The organism is Pseudomonas sp. TREG-RG-20F-10-E-6-01 (genome assembly GCF_022662455.1).
GTDB lineage: Bacteria > Pseudomonadota > Gammaproteobacteria > Pseudomonadales > Pseudomonadaceae > Aquipseudomonas.
In genome coordinates this window covers 742,205-758,526 of the sequence record NZ_JAKNQP010000002.1, presented here as the reverse complement: position 1 = coordinate 758,526, position 16,322 = coordinate 742,205, and the positions used below count along the sequence as shown (strand labels likewise).

18 protein-coding genes are annotated in these 16,322 nt (G+C 60.2%); 6 read left to right on the top strand and 12 right to left on the bottom strand.

Annotated features, from left to right (window positions below; all coding sequences use genetic code 11):
- Nucleotides 1–55 precede the first annotated feature (55 nt).
- A complete protein-coding gene (locus L8K08_RS09955) occupies nucleotides 56–1,183 on the bottom strand; it encodes a glycerophosphodiester phosphodiesterase (RefSeq protein WP_106576086.1) in 1,128 nt (375 codons plus the stop codon).
- A gap of 232 nt (nucleotides 1,184–1,415) precedes the next feature.
- On the opposite strand from L8K08_RS09955, the gene L8K08_RS09950 reads away from it, so the two are divergent.
- Nucleotides 1,416–1,739, top strand: a complete 324-nt coding sequence (locus L8K08_RS09950; RefSeq protein WP_242196241.1) for a DUF2025 family protein — start codon at nucleotides 1,416–1,418, stop codon at nucleotides 1,737–1,739.
- Nucleotides 1,740–1,871: 132 nt separating this feature from the next.
- On the opposite strand, the gene L8K08_RS09945 is transcribed toward L8K08_RS09950, so the two are convergent.
- Together L8K08_RS09945 and L8K08_RS09940 are read right to left on the bottom strand one after the other, a co-directional pair.
- Nucleotides 1,872–2,192, bottom strand: a complete 321-nt coding sequence (locus tag L8K08_RS09945; RefSeq protein ID WP_242196239.1) for an antibiotic biosynthesis monooxygenase — start codon at nucleotides 2,190–2,192, stop codon at nucleotides 1,872–1,874.
- Nucleotides 2,189–2,896: a CTP synthase gene (locus L8K08_RS09940; protein WP_242196238.1), complete on the bottom strand. Its 708-nt coding sequence runs from the start codon at nucleotides 2,894–2,896 to the stop codon at nucleotides 2,189–2,191. The genes L8K08_RS09945 and L8K08_RS09940 overlap by 4 nt, the downstream gene beginning before the upstream one ends.
- Before the next feature lie 80 nt (nucleotides 2,897–2,976).
- Between L8K08_RS09940 and L8K08_RS09935 the strand changes: the two genes are divergently transcribed.
- On the top strand, nucleotides 2,977–3,855 hold the full coding sequence (locus tag L8K08_RS09935) for a LysR family transcriptional regulator (RefSeq protein ID WP_145159415.1): 879 nt from the start codon (nucleotides 2,977–2,979) through the stop codon (nucleotides 3,853–3,855).
- A 239-nt stretch (nucleotides 3,856–4,094) separates the two neighbouring features.
- Here L8K08_RS09935 and L8K08_RS09930 read toward each other — a convergent pair whose 3' ends face one another.
- The 4 genes from L8K08_RS09930 to L8K08_RS09915 all read right to left on the bottom strand — a co-directional run bounded on the left by L8K08_RS09930 (nucleotide 4,095) and on the right by L8K08_RS09915 (nucleotide 8,149).
- Nucleotides 4,095–4,613 (bottom strand): DUF1003 domain-containing protein, encoded by a 519-nt coding sequence (locus L8K08_RS09930; protein ID WP_119741558.1) that lies wholly within the window; start codon nucleotides 4,611–4,613, stop codon nucleotides 4,095–4,097.
- A 76-nt stretch (nucleotides 4,614–4,689) separates the two neighbouring features.
- Nucleotides 4,690–6,009: a PAS domain-containing methyl-accepting chemotaxis protein gene (locus L8K08_RS09925; protein WP_145159594.1), complete on the bottom strand. Its 1,320-nt coding sequence runs from the start codon at nucleotides 6,007–6,009 to the stop codon at nucleotides 4,690–4,692.
- Between the two features lie 264 nt (nucleotides 6,010–6,273).
- Nucleotides 6,274–7,332, bottom strand: a complete 1,059-nt coding sequence (locus L8K08_RS09920) for a diguanylate cyclase (RefSeq protein ID WP_145159413.1) — start codon at nucleotides 7,330–7,332, stop codon at nucleotides 6,274–6,276.
- 190 nt (nucleotides 7,333–7,522) lie between these two features.
- On the bottom strand, nucleotides 7,523–8,149 hold the full coding sequence (locus L8K08_RS09915; protein ID WP_242196235.1) for a TetR/AcrR family transcriptional regulator: 627 nt from the start codon (nucleotides 8,147–8,149) through the stop codon (nucleotides 7,523–7,525).
- A 122-nt stretch (nucleotides 8,150–8,271) separates the two neighbouring features.
- Here L8K08_RS09915 and L8K08_RS09910 point away from each other — a divergent pair, with 122 nt between their 5' ends.
- Nucleotides 8,272–9,330, top strand: a complete 1,059-nt coding sequence (locus tag L8K08_RS09910; protein ID WP_242196234.1) for an MBL fold metallo-hydrolase — start codon at nucleotides 8,272–8,274, stop codon at nucleotides 9,328–9,330.
- A 106-nt stretch (nucleotides 9,331–9,436) separates the two neighbouring features.
- Nucleotides 9,437–10,171, top strand: a complete 735-nt coding sequence (locus L8K08_RS09905; protein WP_242196232.1) for a hypothetical protein — start codon at nucleotides 9,437–9,439, stop codon at nucleotides 10,169–10,171.
- 24 nt (nucleotides 10,172–10,195) lie between these two features.
- Here L8K08_RS09905 and L8K08_RS09900 read toward each other — a convergent pair whose 3' ends face one another.
- Complete coding sequence (locus tag L8K08_RS09900) at nucleotides 10,196–10,987, bottom strand: SDR family oxidoreductase (RefSeq protein WP_242196230.1); 792 nt, start codon at nucleotides 10,985–10,987, stop codon at nucleotides 10,196–10,198.
- Nucleotides 10,988–11,101: 114 nt separating this feature from the next.
- On the opposite strand from L8K08_RS09900, the gene L8K08_RS09895 reads away from it, so the two are divergent.
- Both L8K08_RS09895 and L8K08_RS09890 read left to right on the top strand, forming a co-directional pair.
- Nucleotides 11,102–12,034, top strand: coding sequence for a GlxA family transcriptional regulator (locus L8K08_RS09895; protein WP_242196228.1), 933 nt, complete (start codon nucleotides 11,102–11,104; stop codon nucleotides 12,032–12,034).
- A gap of 38 nt (nucleotides 12,035–12,072) precedes the next feature.
- The gene (locus L8K08_RS09890; protein ID WP_242196225.1) at nucleotides 12,073–12,630 is read left to right on the top strand and encodes an AAA family ATPase; all 558 of its coding nucleotides are present in this window, start codon (nucleotides 12,073–12,075) and stop codon (nucleotides 12,628–12,630) included.
- Here the strand turns inward: L8K08_RS09890 and L8K08_RS09885 are convergent.
- The 4 genes from L8K08_RS09885 to L8K08_RS09870 form a co-directional block, all read right to left on the bottom strand.
- A complete protein-coding gene (locus L8K08_RS09885; protein ID WP_106576099.1) occupies nucleotides 12,560–12,940 on the bottom strand; it encodes a helix-turn-helix transcriptional regulator in 381 nt (126 codons plus the stop codon). The two genes, L8K08_RS09890 and L8K08_RS09885, sit on opposite strands and share 71 nt — an antisense overlap.
- Nucleotides 12,941–13,047: 107 nt before the next feature.
- Complete coding sequence (locus tag L8K08_RS09880) at nucleotides 13,048–13,995, bottom strand: hypothetical protein (RefSeq protein WP_242196222.1); 948 nt, start codon at nucleotides 13,993–13,995, stop codon at nucleotides 13,048–13,050.
- Between the two features lie 174 nt (nucleotides 13,996–14,169).
- Nucleotides 14,170–15,345: an MFS transporter gene (locus L8K08_RS09875; protein ID WP_119741577.1), complete on the bottom strand. Its 1,176-nt coding sequence runs from the start codon at nucleotides 15,343–15,345 to the stop codon at nucleotides 14,170–14,172.
- 148 nt (nucleotides 15,346–15,493) lie between these two features.
- Complete coding sequence (locus L8K08_RS09870) at nucleotides 15,494–16,315, bottom strand: ABC transporter substrate-binding protein (RefSeq protein WP_106576101.1); 822 nt, start codon at nucleotides 16,313–16,315, stop codon at nucleotides 15,494–15,496.
- Nucleotides 16,316–16,322 lie beyond the last annotated feature (7 nt).

Here is a 16,322-nt window from a genome sequence, read left to right as displayed (position 1 = left end):
CAGCGCAACTTAATTCATCCTTAATGGCCAACCGACACCTATTGCGGCCTGACGCTTAGTACCCGTTGTCCTTGAGCAGGTCCTGCACACTCGACGACGGCCAGCGCTTGTAGAACTTCAGCAGTTCGGCGGCGCGGTTGGTGAAGATGCCATCGACGCCGGCGGCCATCACTTTCTCGAAGTCCACGGGCTCATCGACGGTATAGACGTGCACCAGCAAGCCTTTGTCGTGGGTCAGCTTGTTCATTTGCGGCTTCACCAGGTCGGTGTAGCTCTGGTCGCCATGGTTGGTCAGCTCGGCCGATGGGCCGGTGCCGATGGCGCCGAGGCTTTTGGCTTCGTCGACCCATTTTTCAAATTCGGCAGCGTCTTTGGGCTCTTGCTTGGCGTAGTAGGCCGCTTTGGTGGTCTCGCCGGATTCGGCAAATGTTTGCGCGGATTTTGGCTCGATGCTGCCAGGGCCGACCCACAACAGCAGGATTTTCGGGGTGTTGGGCATTTCTTTCTGCAGCTCTTTCAAGCTGTCTTTTTCAAACGTTTGCAGCACGACGCGGCCCTTGCCCTGGCCGACGCCCGTGTTGCTCTTGCCCAGCTTGGAGCCGGCGGAGCTCAACCAGCCCTTGTCCAGCAGCTTGTTTTTCAGGTCGGCTTCGATGCCCGGAAATTGCTTGGGCTCTTTGGTTTCGATGTACAGGCCGGGTTTGTGCTGCGGGTTGCCTTCGGCGATCTTGATGATTTCGTCCAGGCTCTGGATTTTCAGGCCGACGAACGCAGGGCGCGCGCGATCCGGGTAGGCGGCGTTGAACCAGCTGCCAGCGTCCAGGGTGCGCAGTTCGGCCCAGGTGAACTCGTTGGCCGGGGCGTCTTTGCGCTCGGGGAACTTGGTGGCCACGTCGGTGGTGCGCTGCAGGTTATTGTCGTGCAGGGCGAACAGCACGCCATCTTTACTGCGCTGCAGGTCCATTTCCAGGTAGTCGGCGCCCAGGTCGCGCGCGAGCTTGTAGGACGCCGCGGTAGATTCGGGAGCGTCGTAGGAAGCGCCACGGTGCGCAATGACGGCCGGGTACGGAATGCCTTCGTTTGTTGCCAATTCAGCCGGGCTGATCGGGTCGGCAGCCTGTGCCTGGCCAAGGCCGAGCATCAGAGCGAGCAGCAAGGCGCTCTTGGTAAACGTGACAGGCATATGCGAAGTCCTTTCGTGGAGGTAACTTTGAGAAGGCGTCCTTTTTAACAATTGATTGCGAAAGGCGCTATCACCAAACCGACATTAAGGTGCTCAGGCGCCATTTTTCTGGGTTTTTTTGTGCTGTCTTGCAGTATTCTTGGCCGCAGCTGCCCCGTCAGAGGGCCGTAATTTCTGCCACGCGTGTAAACCATCTTTCCAGTCCCAGTGGGACTTTTCAGTGAGGTTTACCATGCGCATCACTTCAGAACTCATCTGCCAGGCCGCCGACCAACTCCACGGTTTTGTCGGCCTGAACCGCAAAACCGGCCAGTACATCGTGCGTTTCAGCGAAGATGCCTTCGGCATGGACGTGGCCGATGACGGCATCATTCCCACTGCTGAATTTGTCTGGCTGCCAGTGGCCGACCACGCCATGACCCTGTCGCGCGAACGCCTGCAGTTGCTGCTGGACCAGAACATCGACGACCGCATCAACATCACCGAGCCGTTGCGCGTGTACATGCGCCGGGTAGAAATCCCGCAGATCAGTGCGTTGCGCAGTTTGGTCAGCTAAGCACCTGTTGTTTTGCCGGCAATGAAGATCAGAGGTGGGAGCTGGCTTGCCTGCGATGCAGACGACGCGGTCTCTGAGTAAAACCGAGCGGGTGCCATCGCAGGCAAGCCAGCTCCCACAGGGGAACGCATTTCACTTCTGGAAGGTGTAGGCCCGCTCCACCTTGCACACGCGTGTGTGAAACGCCGAGTACCAGGTGGCGCGCCCCTGCTCGCGCACTTCACGATGCTCGGCCTGCTGCTTCCAGGCCAGGATCGCCGCCTCGCTCTCCCAGTAGGACACGGTGATGCCCAAGCCGTCCTCGCGCGCCGACTCCACCCCCAGAAACCCCGGTTGTTCACGCGCCAGTTCCAGCATGCGGGCGGCGGCCTGGCCGTAGCCTTGATCGCCCTCGGTGCGCAATGAGCTGAAAATCACTGCGTAGTAGGGCGTGGCGGGTGTGTTGGCGATCATCGTGACCACTCCAGACAGGCCTTGAGCAGGGCGATCGCCAAGGGTGGCGTGACGTCCTTGAGCGCGGCACGTTCCGGTTGGAACAGCGTGGCGACAAAAAATGGATGGTCGAGCAATTCGATGGCGCGCAGATCGCCGGCCGAGTCGTGGCCGCTGGGAATCAGGTCGCTTTCCAACAGTGCGTTGGCGAACTCGGGGTTGATGCCGTACCGGCAGCGATAACCCTCGTGGATATCCAGCGTGCCGTAGGCCTCGGCGATGCGGGTGTAGGGCGCCAGGCGCACGGTGTCCGTGGCCTCTACCAGCGCGCAACTGAGCGGTGTGATCACCGCACGCTTGGCGTGCGGGGCCAGCTCGCCATGTTCGGCATCCGCCCAACCCAGCACGTTGCGGGCATATTCGAGCACCGCATGTTGAAAACCGCCGCACGTGCCGAGGAAAGGACGCTTGTGTTCGCGGGCAAACCGGATCGCCCGCAGTGCGCCGTCGGTGTCGCGGTAGGGGCTGGCGGGCACACACCAGAAGCCGTCGAACGCATGCAATTGAGTGGTGGGCGTGATCGAGTCCGTGTCGAGCCATTGCACGTGAACGTTCAGGTTCAAGGCGTCGGCCGCCTGTTGCAGCGCCACGGGGATGGCCTGGTGCGCGGTGACGTCGGGGTTGTAGTCGCCGATCAGGGCAAGGTGCAAGGTGCTGGCTTTCATCGTGTACGTCCCATGGCTTGTTGTGTCCTGGTGCCCACTATAGATTGGCGCTCACGCAATCAAAATTGGCGTTCGCCCACATGCTCAATGCAGCCACGCACTATCAAATCGACTATCCCGACCTCTCGCTGATCCTCGCCCTGGTACGCGGCGGCACCCTGGCGCGGGCGGCGGCGCTCTTACGGGTGGATGTGTCCACGGTGTTCCGTGCGGTGCGTCGGCTGGAGGCCGCCTTGGGCCAGACCCTGTTTGAAAAAAGCCGTGCCGGTTACCTGCCCACCAGTTTGGCCAGCAACCTGGCGCAGCAGGCCGAGCACGCAGAACAAGCGTTGGAGGCGGCACGCATTGGCGTGGAGCAGGGCGGCGAAGTGATCAGCGGCACCGTGCGCCTGACCTGTACCGACTCAGTGCTGCAAGGTTTGCTGCTGCCGGCGCTGGCGCGGTTCATGCCCGAATACCCGGCGCTGACTCTGGAGTTGAGCACATCGAATGATTTCGCCAACCTCAGCCGCCGCGATGCGGACATTGCCCTGCGCCTGACCAAGACGCCGCCGGAGCACCTTGTCGGTCGATGCCTGGGCACAGTCGCCTATCAAGTGTGTGCCAGTGCCGGTTTTGCGCGCCAGCACGCAGGCCGCGAGTTGGCTGAGCTGCCGTGGATCGCCCCGGACGACTTCCTGCCCGATCACCCCACCGTCGCCTGGCGCCGCGAGCATTTGCCGGGCGTGCGTCCCAGCTATCGCTGCAACGGCATGTTGTCGGTCACCGAGTTGGTGCGCGCAGGTTTGGGCGTGGCGGCGCTGCCGGATTTTCTCTTGGGCGATGGTTTGCAACCACTGGGGCCGGCGTTGGCCGGGCGGAACACCGCATTGTGGCTGCTGACACGTCCGGATTGCCGGGCGTTGCGTTCGGTGGTCACGTTGTTTGATGAATTGGGGCGGCATGTGCGGTTGCCATGAGCGGCGCCTTTTGTGACTGGCGGGGTAGGTGTGGCGAGCAGTGCTTGTTGTGGCGAGCGGGTTTCTGTGGCGAGCGGGCTTGCCCCGCGTTGGGCTGCGAAGCGGCCCCAGATAGGCCCACGCGATTCTTCAGGTAAACCGCAGTGTCAGGTTTTGGGGCTGCTGCGCAGCCCAACGCGGGGCAAGCCCGCTCACCACAACAAGCCGCGCTCGCCATAACTAAGCCAACGGCTTCGCCCTCAGGGTTTGCGCATGAACTGCTCATGCATCTCGCAGGTCAGGGTCTCGATACGCTCGGTCAGTTGCTTGGTCATTTCCGTCAGGCGGGTGTTCTGCTCCAGCAGTTCCAGCAACTGCTTGGTGGTTTGTTCGGCTTGGGCCTGGCGCTCGGTGTTGGCAATGGCCAGCGCTTCGCGGTGCTGGGCATCGGCGTCGGACTGGGCTTTGTCGCGGGCAGCCTGGCGTGTCTGGGCCAGCAGGATCAGCGGCGCGGCATAGGCCGATTGCAGGCTGAAGGCCAGGTTGAGCAGGATGAACGGGTACACGTCAAAGTGGGTGATGCCGGTCATGTTCAGCACCACCCACAAGATCACGATCGCGGTTTGCGCGCCGAGAAAGGTGGGCGTACCAAAGAAGCGCGCGAACGCTTCGGCCTTGAGCGCAAAGGTGTCGTTGCCGAAGGTCGGCGCCAGGTGGGCGTGGCCTCGGTGGAAGCGCAGGTGATCGACGGGGGCAGCTTCTGGCTTGTCTGGGGTCATGGCGGGCTCGAATCCTTGGCGTAAAGACTAGTCAGCACTATAGACCCAGCCCCCGGCCAGACACATGAAGATCAGGTCAGTTGTTGCCCCGCTCATTGGCAAACGCGCTCACCGCCTGCACGGCCTCGCCCGTGCCTTCGCGAATCTGCAGGATCACCGTGCCGGCCTGGTTGGCCAACTCCACACCTTGAGCGGCGCGGTCGCGAGTCCCTTCCATGCTGTCGATGGCTTGGCGGGTTTCCTCCTGGATCATCGCAATCATGCTGGAAATTTCCGCCGTCGAGCCGCTGGTGCGTGCCGCCAGTTGCCGCACTTCATCGGCCACCACGGCAAAACCACGGCCTTGTTCGCCAGCGCGCGCCGCTTCGATGGCGGCGTTGAGGGCCAGCAGGTTGGTCTGGTCGGCGATGCCGCGGATGGTGTTGACGATGGCGGTGATCTGCTGCGAACGCTCGCCCAGCTTGGCGATCAGTTGCGAGGAGCCATCGATGTCGGCAGCAATTTCGCGCATGCCGCTGGCGGTTTGCTGGATCACATCAGCGCCCTTTTCGGCGATATCCCGAGTGCTCAGCGAGATGTGATAAGCCTGGGCAGCGCTGGCAGCGTCGGCGGCATGCTGTTGCACTCTGGCGGTGATGTCGGAGGCGAATTTCACCACTTTGCACAGGCGCCCGCTGGCGTCGTACACCGGGTTGTAGTTGGCCTCCAGCCACACCGTCTGGCCGTTTTTGTCGATGCGTTCAAACTGGCCGTTGAACAGTTCGCCCTGGTTCAAGCGCTTCCAGAACTCACTGTACGTCGAGCTGTTGGCCAGGTCCGGCTTGCAGAACAGGCGGTGATGCTTGCCCTGGATCTGCGCCAGGCTGTAGCCCATGCGCTGCAGGAAATTTGCATTGGCGGTAATGATGGTGCCGTCGAGGTTGAATTCGATCACCGCCATGGCCCGGTCGATGGCCCCCAACTTGGCGTTGGCTTCGCTTTCGGCCTGCAGGCGCGGGGTGACGTCCATGGCGTATTTCACCACTTTGATGACCTGGCCCGTGTGATCGCGCACCGGGTTGTAGCTGGCTTCCAGCCATACCGATTGGCCGTCGCCGCCGACGCGCTCAAAGGTGCCCGACTGAAATTGGCCATTACGCAGTTGCGTCCACAACTGGTTGTACTCGGCACTGCGCGTGAACGCGGGGGTGCAGAACATCCGGTGGGGCTGGCCCGCGATCTGTTCGGCGCGGTAGCTCATGGTCTTGAGGAAATTCTCATTGGCCCGCAGGACGGTGCCTTGCAGATCGAATTCGATCACCGCCATGGAGCGCTCGATGGCATCCAGCAAGCTGGCTTGTTGGGCGTTGGTGTGTTGCAGGGTGTTGATGGTTTTTTTGTGGGCGTTGAATAGCATGTTCGAGAGCTCGGGGAAGCACGCGTCAGAGGTATCCATGAATATGCGCCTGCCCCCGTAGGGCACCAGGCCTTACGGTTGACTTGCTCATTGTCAGCTTCCTTGTGCCGACAGAGGGGGGTTGAACAACGGGTTCAGAGTGATCGGCCGGCCAAGAAGTTCGCCTTCAGGGCGGGAACGTCATTGAGTAGGCGACCAATGGTGGCATTATGCTTCTGCGGCAGTGTGTCTGAAGAGAATTCAGACGAGGTGTCGTAGGACGACTTAAGCGGAGTGGGCGACGACGTAGTGGCTGACATTCACCCGGTTGCGACCGGAGTCCTTGGCGACATAGAGCGCGCGATCCGCGGCGTTGAGCCACATTGCCGCATCGCTGAAGACGGGTTGGAAGTCTGCCAGACCAATGCTCAGGCTCACGCGCAACTCCGGGATCTGCGAATTGCGATAGTTACTAAAAGTTTCTCGCATGTGTTCCATGACCAGCGCAGCTTCTTCCAGTGACATTTGCGGAAGAATCACACAGAACTCATCGCCGCCGTAACGGCCGGCCAAGTCATTTTCCCTCAGGTGTTGACGCAACTCTTGACTCAACTGGCGCAACACCTGATCACCGACGATATGGCCATAGGTGTCGTTGATCTGTTTGAAATGGTCGATATCGATCAAGGCAATGGTGGCGTGGCCCTGTTGCTGCTGGCATTTGTGGAACTTGAGATTGAGCAGGTCTTTCCATGAGCCATGATTGAGCAGGCCGGTGAGGCTGTCGACGCGGCTGAGGGCGCTGAGGGCGCGTTTGTGTTCCGAGAGTTTGATTGCCAACTGATAGCAGACCATGCCGATCGCCATCGGATAAAGCGTCAGCATCGGCAGGCAGGTATACACCTGGGCAAGGCTGACGTTGGGATTGAACTTGATCCCCAACAGCGCCCACGCCACGCCGATACCGCCCGCCTGTGCCACCAGCCCGCGCAGAAACAGGCGCTTGCCCCCGGCCGCGACGTTGTTCATGGTCATCATCGACAGGATGGTCACGGTCGTCAGCGGTGTGAATTGCGTGGCCGCCGCCCAGAAACCGCCGAGCAGCGAGTCATAGAGCAAGTTGCGTTGTTCGGCCTGGTAGGGAAATTGCGAGCGCGTGGAGAGCTGGTACGCCACATGGGCCCAGGCATAACCGTTGAATATCAGCAAGGCCCATACCCAGCCCGGCATCGCCAACGGGTAAAGGGCGCCGATGACGCTGATACAGCCGATACCCAGGCCGATGATCCTTGGCTTGTAGATACGCCTGGCAAATGACAGCCCTTTGCCTCGTCTGTTTTCCATAGTGTTCCGGGTCAGCTCTTTTTTGCAGATGCGACAGCGTGCGTCAGCGGCGGGAACCGTTGATCGGATAATAGGTGTGAATATTGTCAGTTATTCGCGTGGGAATAATCAGTGTCCTTCCAAGCCATTTGCGTAGCACACCGGGTGAATGCGCTAAAAACGACTTGGAATGTCGCTCATGCAACAGGCTTTATTGCGAAGGGGCAGGGCTGACTTCGTAGCCGGCCAGGAACAGGTCGATGGCCGATTCGATAACGCTGGCCTGGCTGGCAGCGTCCAGAGTAGGTTGGCCCAGGGTAATTTGCGGCCAGAAGGCGAACGCCTTGAGCAGGCTCTGGATCTGATGGGCCGCAAAGGCCGGGTCGGTGCAGGCCAGGCGGCCATCTTCCTGGGCCGCGCGTACCCACTGGGTGAAGCCTTCCTCGCGCTTGCTCAAGCGGTTGACCATGTCTTGCGCGCGTTCGGGCGAATGAATGGTGGCGGCGATCGCGACGCGGGCCAGGTCGAGGAAGTTGGCGTCCGACATCATCTGCATCTTCGCCTGCAGCAAACCGCGCAATTGCTCGCGCAGGGGGCGGTCACTGGCGTAGCTGGCGTCCAGCTGGGCGACGCTGCTGGCCCACAACTGGTGCAGGATTTCTGCAAACAATTCTTCCTTGCTGGGAAAGTGGTTGTACACCGTGCGCTTGGAGACACCGGCGGTGGCGGCGATTTTGTCCATGCTGGTGACCTCGAACCCGTTAGCCCGAAACTCGGTGATGGCCGCTGCCACGATGGCTTCGCGTTTGCGGTCGGTGAGGCGTTGGGGAGCAGTCATGGAATGCGTTCGGCTCTTGGATGAAATTACACTCGGTAGTTTACTTGCTCCGGGTTTTGTTGCAATCTAGAAACTACACTGTGCAGTGTAATTTATGAGCGGACCCCAGGAGTCACTCTGTAATGGCCACGATTTCAAGCCGTCTCGACCCTTCGCCTGAAGCACTCAAGCCTGCCGAGCAGGAGCAAGGGCATTTCACCAACGATGCCCCAGTGCAGCACGGTGGCTTTGGCAAGACGTTGCGGATTTTCTGGAACATGCTTTTCAACAAGCCGCGCAGCACGCGCCCTGTGGGCGAGATCCCGGTGCAACCGCTGACACGCGAGCAACTGTTGGCCGCTGCCGATCACAGCGTGTTCCGTTTGGGGCATTCCACCGTGTTGCTGAAAATGCACGGTAAGTTCTGGCTAACCGACCCGGTGTTTGCCGAGCGTGCCTCACCGTTCAGTTGGGCCGGGCCCAAGCGCTTCCATCAGCCGCCCATCAGCCTTGAAGACTTGCCGCCGCTGGAAGCGGTGATTCTTTCGCACAATCACTATGACCACCTGGACCATAAGGCCGTGGTCCAGCTGGCCGACAAAACCCGCTACTTTCTCGCCCCGCTGGGTGTGGGCGACACCCTGGTGAAATGGGGTGTGGACGCCAGCAAAGTCAGGCAACTGGATTGGTGGCAAGGCACCGAGGTCGATGGCATTCGCTTTATCGCCACGCCGGCCCAGCACTTTTCCGGGCGCGGCCTGTTTGACGGCAACCAGACCCTGTGGTGTTCCTGGGTGATGATCGACGGTGCGCGGCGGGTCTTTTTCAGTGGCGACACCGGTTATTTCGACGGTTTCAAACGCATCGGCGAACAATACGGCCCGTTTGATCTCACGCTGATGGAAACAGGTGCTTACAACGTCGACTGGCCCCATGTGCACATGCAGCCGGAGCAAACCCTGCAGGCGCATATCGACCTTAAAGGCCGTTGGTTGCTGCCGATTCACAACGGCACGTTCGACCTGGCGTTCCATGCCTGGCACGAGCCGTTCGACCGCATCATGGCCTTGGCCTGGGAGCGAAACGTTTCGATTACCACGCCGGCGATGGGGCAGGCGTTCAATCTGAACCAGCCTGAGCGTGGGCATGCGTGGTGGCTGGACGTGGAAACTCAAGGTGCGAAAGAGCACGCGGCGGGCTGAAGTTTGGGGCCGCAGGAAATGAGTTTTCAGGGTATTTCAGCCCTGCGACAACCATCCGATGAGAGTGCGATGATCCCGCACGGTCATTGTCGGGGTGCAGGTTCTGATGGAAAAAAACTGTAGGGAGCATTGGCGGTTGGGCTTGCCTTGTCGACTTGGGCCTTCCTTGCCGGAAGTGGGTGAAGCGGGCGGCGCGAACGCTGCGCCGGCCCAGGCCCACACCGATAAAGCCAACCTGGGCGGTATCGTCTTCGGCGCTGACCCTCCAAAGGGCTTCGCACTCATTCCCGGTTACAACGCCGTGGCCCCGCTGCTAAAACCCGAGCGGGACCCTGCGCTGTCACTCGTCGCCTTGAGTGGTATCGAGCCCACAGGGCCTGTGATGGTTGAAGTGCCTCTGGTACGCAATAACAGCACCTTTACCGCTGCCAAAGTGCTCGCAGGGTGGCGCATCGGGTTCGCTGACCGGTATGTGCACGGGGCCCATTACGAAGCCGTTGAACACAGTGCAGCCTTGCGTCGAGCGTTCGACGTCCTGCAACAGGCCGGTGCGCAATTGGTACCGGTAGATGCACGACGTGCAGACCACAGCCTTCAATTCTCTTTGCAGACGCGTGAAATCGACGATCTGGTGACCAGGCATCGTCTTGATGCCTTGGTGTCTGACGATCAATGTGCGGCGTTTCATAGTGCGTGCATAAGCGGGTATCCCGCCGTTTGCGAGCCGTTGGCAGAGGACACGAAGCTTTGGTTTTATGGCGCTCGAGGGTCTCGCGATGCATTGCACGCGTTGCTGCGCGCCTATCGGCAGATCAGCGCCGGCGGCCCAGGCGGCCACTGACCTGAGCCTCAGTCCATTCGCTGACTACACGCCGTAACGTGAGGCCGGGCTGCGGTGTGACAGGTTTGGCCCCAAGGCCAGGCGCGCGGTTTCGTAAGCGTCCCAATCCAGGCTGTCAGGCAGTGACGGGATGGTGACCTTCTCACCTTGTGCGAGCCCTGCCAATGCGGCGTCCACCAGGTTTTGCGTGGTCATGACCATTGTCTCGGGCAGGTTGCTCACCGGCAGGCCGGCAACGTCCCAAAACTCGGTGGCGGTGGCACCGGGCAGCACCACTTGAACCCGTACACCCTTGTCGCTCAGCTCATGCTCGAGTGATTCGGTAAACGCCTGCACAAACGCTTTGGTGCCCCCGTAAACACCATTCAGCAACTTGGGTGCGACCGCCAAGATCGAGCCGATGTTGATCAGGGTGCCGCGCCCCTGGGCGACAAAGTTGGTTGCTGCGGCTTTGGCCAGGCGGGTCAGGGCCAGCACATTGAGCAGGATCATCGCCTCCATCTTGTCCGCATCGCTGTCCAGCAAGGGCGCGGTGGCGCCGATGCCAGCGTTGTTCACCAACAGGCTGATGCGGCTGTCGTCGCGCAGAATCTGTTCGATACGGGCCAGATCGGCCGGCAGGTTCAGGTCGGCCACCACCACTTGGATATCCCGTTGGGTGTCGGCGTTGAGCTGAGTCGCCAGCCGCTCCAGCCGGTGCTGGTTACGCGCCACCAATATCAGATCGTAACCCTGGCGAGCCAGGCGATCGGCGTAGGTGGCGCCAATGCCCGAAGAAGCGCCGGTGATCAGCGCATAACCTTTGGATTGAGTCATTGCAGTTGCTCCAGGAGGGCCGAGGAAGGAAGGCCTTGTTGCAACCAAGATTATGGGTGTAATGTCGTGGCTGCAATGTCGTATATCCCTCCTTTAGAGACATGAGGTTTGGCCATGGTGTCTGTCGGTATTTTGCTGTTTCCGGGTTTCCAGATGCTCAGCCTGAGCACCAGTACGGTGTTTGAATTCGCCAATCTGGAAGTGGAACAGCCGTTCTATCGGGTAGACCTGGTATCCGAGGAGGGCGGGCCGGTCAAAAGCTCCATGGGTTTTGCCATTGATACCGTGCCTTTTGGTCCGTACGACACGGTGTTGGTAGTGGGTGATAACGAAGTGCTCGACGCCACGCCTGGCCTGCTCAGCTACTTGCAGCATGCAGCGGTGACGTCGCGTCGTGTGACCTCTGCCTGCACCGGCTCTTTCCACCTGGCCGCGGCCGGGCTGCTGGAAGGCCGCAAGGCGACCACTCACTGGTACCACGCCCGGGCCTTTCGTCAGGCTTATCCCACTGTGAGGCTTGAAGAAGACCGCATCTTCACTGTCGACGGCCCACTCTGGACTTCTGCCGGCATGACCGCCTGCCTCGACCTGGCCCTGGCACTTGTCGAAAACGACCTGGGTGCAGAGGTCGCTCGCGAGGTTGCGCGCAAGTTGGTGATCTACCATCGCCGTGCGGGCGGCCAGTCGCAATTTTCCGCGCTGCTGGACATCGACCCCAAGTCCGACCGCGTGCAAACCGCCGTGGTCTACGCCCGCCAGCATTTGCAGGAAGAGCTCTCGGTTGAACGGCTGGCCGACGTCGCGCACCTTAGTCCGCGCCAGTTCAGCCGTCTGTTTCGCAGCGAAACCGGTCACACCCCGGCCAAGGCGATCGAACGCCTGCGCATTGAAGCGGCGCGGCTGATGCTTGAGTCCGGCGACCATCCCATCGACACCATTGCCCGCGACACCGGCTTCGGTGACCCGGAGCGCATGCGTCGCGCCTTCCTGCGAGCCTTCGGCCAGCCACCACAAATGATGCGCCGTGCGCTGCAATTGCAGGCCTGATGCCCCAACGGCTTACACTCAAGTTAAGGGGGCAAGTCATGCGCCATAAAATTCACATCCTTGGCGCCGCTGGCGCAGGCACTACGACCTTGGGCAAAGCCTTGGCCGAACGCTTGAACGTGGTTTATTTCGACTCCGACGACTTTTTCTGGCAGCAAACTCCGGAACCGTTCACCGTCGCTCGGCTACGGGATGAACGCACGCGTCTGTTACAGGAACAAAGTGCCGGCCTCGAAGGCTGGGTGCTGTCCGGCTCAGTGTGCGGATGGGGCGATGCCATGATCCCGCAGTTCACTCAGGTGGTGTTCCTGCGCGTAGACCCGCAAGTTCGCCTGCACCGCCTGCGGCTGCGCGAAGAGCAGCGCTATGGTGACCGGATTCTGGAGGGCGGCAGCCGCCATGAAAACAGCGTCGCGTTTCTCGCCTGGGCTGCTCGTTACGATGATGGTAACCACAGCCTACGCAGCCTGCGTCGGCATGAAAGCTGGCTGAAGCCACTGACCTGCCCGGTGATCCGGCTGGACGCTACGCACCATTCGGTTGAGGCGTTGGTGAATCAATTGATGCCGCTGTTGAGCCCATCAACCGTGAAATGATGCCTTGTGCAGCGGGCTCGGCCGGGGCCTTGTCGAACTTGCGCGCACTCATGCCCCAACCCGGCGCAAACCCCGGGAAAAACACCAGCCCCTCAGCTTCCAGCCGAAAGGCCAATACCAGGCGGGTTTCATCATCTACATCGCCCTGGCTTTCAAAGCGTTGCACCGTTTCGACTGCCAGCCCGGCTTGGCGGGCGAGTTCTTCTCGGCTCCAACCAAGCATCGCGCGGGCCTGCACACTGTGCTTGGCGGTGAATTGGTGCAGGACGATCTGCTGTTCTACGAAAGAGCTCATTGCCAGAGAGGACATGGGGGTTTCTCCAGGTTCGACGGGGGAAGGCAAACTATACTGTGTTTTTGTACAGTTGTTTTGACCGCTCATCAACTGGATTTTTTTAATGGCGTTTCAGCCGCGTGTTATTCCACGCCCGGCGCTTCTCGAATGATCAGGTGATCCAGATTCTCGATATTCGCGCTGAAGACGCCGAATGTCTGCTCGGGGTTTTTCTTGCTCGGCACCTGTTTCAATTGCGGCGTGACCCCATAAAAGAAGCAATACAGCGCCTTTTTACTGTCTGCCGCCGCCTTGATCTGTTCCAGGAACGCCGTGCGCTTGCGGTAGGTGTCGATGAGTTTTTTGCTCAGGTAGACGTTGACCGAGTAGGGCTTCTTGTCGAGCCACACTTTCTTTTCGAAATCGATGCGAAAGCTGGCGGTGTAGTCCTTGATCTCCTTGATTTTGCCCCAGTAGATCAGGCCGTTGTTATCTTGCAGGTACTCGATCTTCTTGAAAAACGCCCAGTAGCTTCCCGTGTGATCGCCGATCTTCAGCGGCATGCTCTTGAGCTTGTCTTTGTCGTCGATATTCGACACATAGCATTCCACCGGGTGGGCGAACACGCTGGTTTTGTCTGGGGTAGCGTCGCTGGCGCTGTGGGACGAACCGGCACGAGTAGACGCAACCTTCGTCGGATCGTGTGGGATGCCGGCTTCGGTGCCGGTCACGGCCGGCTTGCGCTCGTACTGGCGTCGCGTCAGTACCCATTCCGATGGGAAATTATCCTCGCGCTCGTCATCGGTTTCGCCGGTCGCAGTCTTGTGCGTGCTGGCGTAGCGGCAGCCGTCGATGTGCTGGGTACTGGCCTTGTTCTTGAAGTGTGGCGTGCGCTGATAGTTGACGTTTTTTGCGTTGAAGGTGCTGAGCGCATTGCCCGCATCGAACGCCGCGCGGCATTCATCGTTGGGGCACAGGAAGCTGTCCTTGTCGGAGTCGAAAGGGCTGGTTTCGTCGAAATTCAGGTCTCGTACGTCGTAGATCGACAGCTTGTCATCGAGACTCAGGCTGTAGGCCGTGTCGAATTTCATGGGGCTCGGGTCCGTGAGATGAATGGCTGGATACTACGCAAAATTTCGCCGTTACGGAGATCAAAAAATGTGGGTGCGGGCTTGTGTGGGAGCGGGCTTGCTCGCGAAGGCGGTGGATCAATCAATGCACTCGGTGACTGACACACCGCCTTCGCGAGCAAGCCCGCTCCCACATTAGATAGGCGGTGTTCCGGCCACACGCCGCCCACTCAGGAAGCACAAGGTGCCGCCTACCGCGGTCAACGCGCCGAGTGCATAGAACATGCTCACCGGCGCCGCATTGATCAGCAGGTACCCGCAAATGACCGGGCTCATCGCCCCGCCAAACGCCGCCAGGTTTTGCGCACCGTAATAACTGCCGCGCAGCGCATCCGGGGCGATGGTGTCGATGAACAGGAATTCCGAGGGGTAAATGATCATCTCGCCCAAGGTGAACACGAACATCGCCAGGCACCAGGTCACCAGGCTGTCCGCCAGACTGAAACCGATCAGCCCGACAATGAACAGCAACGTGCCCAGCACAATCCAGTAGCGCAATTGCTCGCGTTTCAGAAATCGGCCGATCTGGTACTGCATCAAAATCACGGTGATGGCGTTGCAGGCCAGCACCGCCGACAGAATCTTCAGCGCCTCGGCGGGCTTGTAGGCCACCAGCAGAAACTGTGACAGATAAAGCGTATAGCGCCCGTGGACAATGGTGCTCAACAGGCTGCCGCTGGTGAACAGGATCAGCGTGCGGTCGCTGCGTAGCGTGCGCAGGGTCGTGAGAAAACTCAGGGGTTTGTTGCTGTTGTCGCGTTGCGTCGGCGCAATGCCGATCATCAGGAACACACTGCCCAGGGCGATGGCGCTGGCGATCAGGAACGGCGCCCAGGGGATCTGCCCGGCGATCACCACACCCACCATCGGGCCGGTGGCATAGCCGACGTTGGTCAGGGTGTAGCGCAGGGAAAACACTTTGGCGCGGTCGCCCACCGGCAGGTTTTCGCTGATGATGGCCTTGGAGCCAATCAGGAACAGTGCCGACGCGGCTTCAGTAATCACCAGGGTCAGGGTGGTGAGGTAGAGGTTGCTGGCAAAGGTCAGCAACAAAAATCCGATGGCGCTGGAAAGCATGGCCAGGATCAGCAGCTTGCGCTTTTCCAGGCGGTCAATGACGTAGCCGCCATAGAGGCCGAGCAGCGTGGCGATGAACACGGCGATGCCCATCAGCAAGCCGATGTCCTGCTGGTTGAGGCCCAGGCGCGTGCTCAGCCAAAGGGCCAGCAGCGGACTGGTCATCGCGCGGCTGACGACGATGGTCACCGAGCAGATCATCAGGCGGCGGATTACCAGGGAGTAGGTGGCCACGGTGGGGGCGGATCTCCTTATTATTTTTCCAATACCACACAATTCAAATGTGGGAGCGGGCTTGCTCGCGAATGCGATGTGTCAGTGAAAAATTTACCGACTGATCCACCGCATTCGCGAGCAAGCCCGCTCCCACATTCAGATCAAGTTACTGCCCGGCATTGATGCTGATTTTTTCAACCGCACCCTGTTCCAGATCCCACTTCTTCAGGATCTTGCCGTACGTGCCATCATCAATCATGCCCTGCAACGCCTCACTGATCGCCGTGACCAGCTCGGTGTTGCTCTTCTCAATCCCCAGCCCCGTGAACTGCTTGGAAATCGCCAGGCCCACCGGCTTGTATTTGCCCTTGTCCAACGACATCAAATAAGGAATCGTCTCGCTGCCCTGCATCGCCGCGTCCAAACGGTTCTGCTGCAATTGCGCGCGCGCGTCCGCCGAGCCTTCAGTGCCGATCACCACGATCGCTGGCTTACCCGCCGCTTCGCAGTTTTCCTTGCTCCACGCGGCAATTTCCGACGGCCAGGTGGTGCGGCGGCTGGTGCCGACTTTTTTACCGCACAGGTCAGTCAATTCCTTGAGGTCTTCACGCTTGGCCAGGGTGTACAGCTGCGGGCCGCTGGTGAAGTAGTCGATGAAGGTCACGGCCTTCTGGCGCTCGGCGGTGTCGCTCATGCCCGACAGCACGATGTCGACGCGCTTGGTGGTCAGGCCGCTGAGCATCTGCTCGAAGCCGGTTTCCTGCCACTTGATCTTCACGCCCAGGCGCTCGGCCAGGGCGTTGCCCAGGTCGAAGTCAAGGCCAGTGAGTTTATTGGTGGCGGTGTCCTTGAAATCCATCGGCGGGTAGTTCGGCACGATGGCCGCGCTGATCTCACCCTTGTCCTTGATTGCCGCCGGCAATGCCGCGAATACACACGAGGAGGCCATCAGGCCTGCGAGCAACGTTGGGATAAACAATTTTTTCATGGGGGCG

Coding starts and splice junctions, on each gene's coding strand:
- L8K08_RS09905 (WP_242196232.1), top strand. CDS start 9,437: ATGGAAAAAAACTGTAGGGAGCATTGGCGGTTGGGCTTGCCTTGTCGA.
- L8K08_RS09955 (WP_106576086.1), bottom strand. CDS start 1,183: ATGCCTGTCACGTTTACCAAGAGCGCCTTGCTGCTCGCTCTGATGCTC.
- L8K08_RS09870 (WP_106576101.1), bottom strand. CDS start 16,315: ATGAAAAAATTGTTTATCCCAACGTTGCTCGCAGGCCTGATGGCCTCC.
- L8K08_RS09885 (WP_106576099.1), bottom strand. CDS start 12,940: ATGTCCTCTCTGGCAATGAGCTCTTTCGTAGAACAGCAGATCGTCCTG.
- L8K08_RS09945 (WP_242196239.1), bottom strand. CDS start 2,192: ATGATCGCCAACACACCCGCCACGCCCTACTACGCAGTGATTTTCAGC.
- L8K08_RS09895 (WP_242196228.1), top strand. CDS start 11,102: ATGGTGTCTGTCGGTATTTTGCTGTTTCCGGGTTTCCAGATGCTCAGC.
- L8K08_RS09910 (WP_242196234.1), top strand. CDS start 8,272: ATGGCCACGATTTCAAGCCGTCTCGACCCTTCGCCTGAAGCACTCAAG.
- L8K08_RS09950 (WP_242196241.1), top strand. CDS start 1,416: ATGCGCATCACTTCAGAACTCATCTGCCAGGCCGCCGACCAACTCCAC.
- L8K08_RS09925 (WP_145159594.1), bottom strand. CDS start 6,009: ATGCTATTCAACGCCCACAAAAAAACCATCAACACCCTGCAACACACC.
- L8K08_RS09935 (WP_145159415.1), top strand. CDS start 2,977: ATGCTCAATGCAGCCACGCACTATCAAATCGACTATCCCGACCTCTCG.
- L8K08_RS09940 (WP_242196238.1), bottom strand. CDS start 2,896: ATGAAAGCCAGCACCTTGCACCTTGCCCTGATCGGCGACTACAACCCC.
- L8K08_RS09915 (WP_242196235.1), bottom strand. CDS start 8,149: ATGACTGCTCCCCAACGCCTCACCGACCGCAAACGCGAAGCCATCGTG.
- L8K08_RS09930 (WP_119741558.1), bottom strand. CDS start 4,613: ATGACCCCAGACAAGCCAGAAGCTGCCCCCGTCGATCACCTGCGCTTC.
- L8K08_RS09890 (WP_242196225.1), top strand. CDS start 12,073: ATGCGCCATAAAATTCACATCCTTGGCGCCGCTGGCGCAGGCACTACG.
- L8K08_RS09900 (WP_242196230.1), bottom strand. CDS start 10,987: ATGACTCAATCCAAAGGTTATGCGCTGATCACCGGCGCTTCTTCGGGC.
- L8K08_RS09920 (WP_145159413.1), bottom strand. CDS start 7,332: ATGGAAAACAGACGAGGCAAAGGGCTGTCATTTGCCAGGCGTATCTAC.
- L8K08_RS09880 (WP_242196222.1), bottom strand. CDS start 13,995: ATGAAATTCGACACGGCCTACAGCCTGAGTCTCGATGACAAGCTGTCG.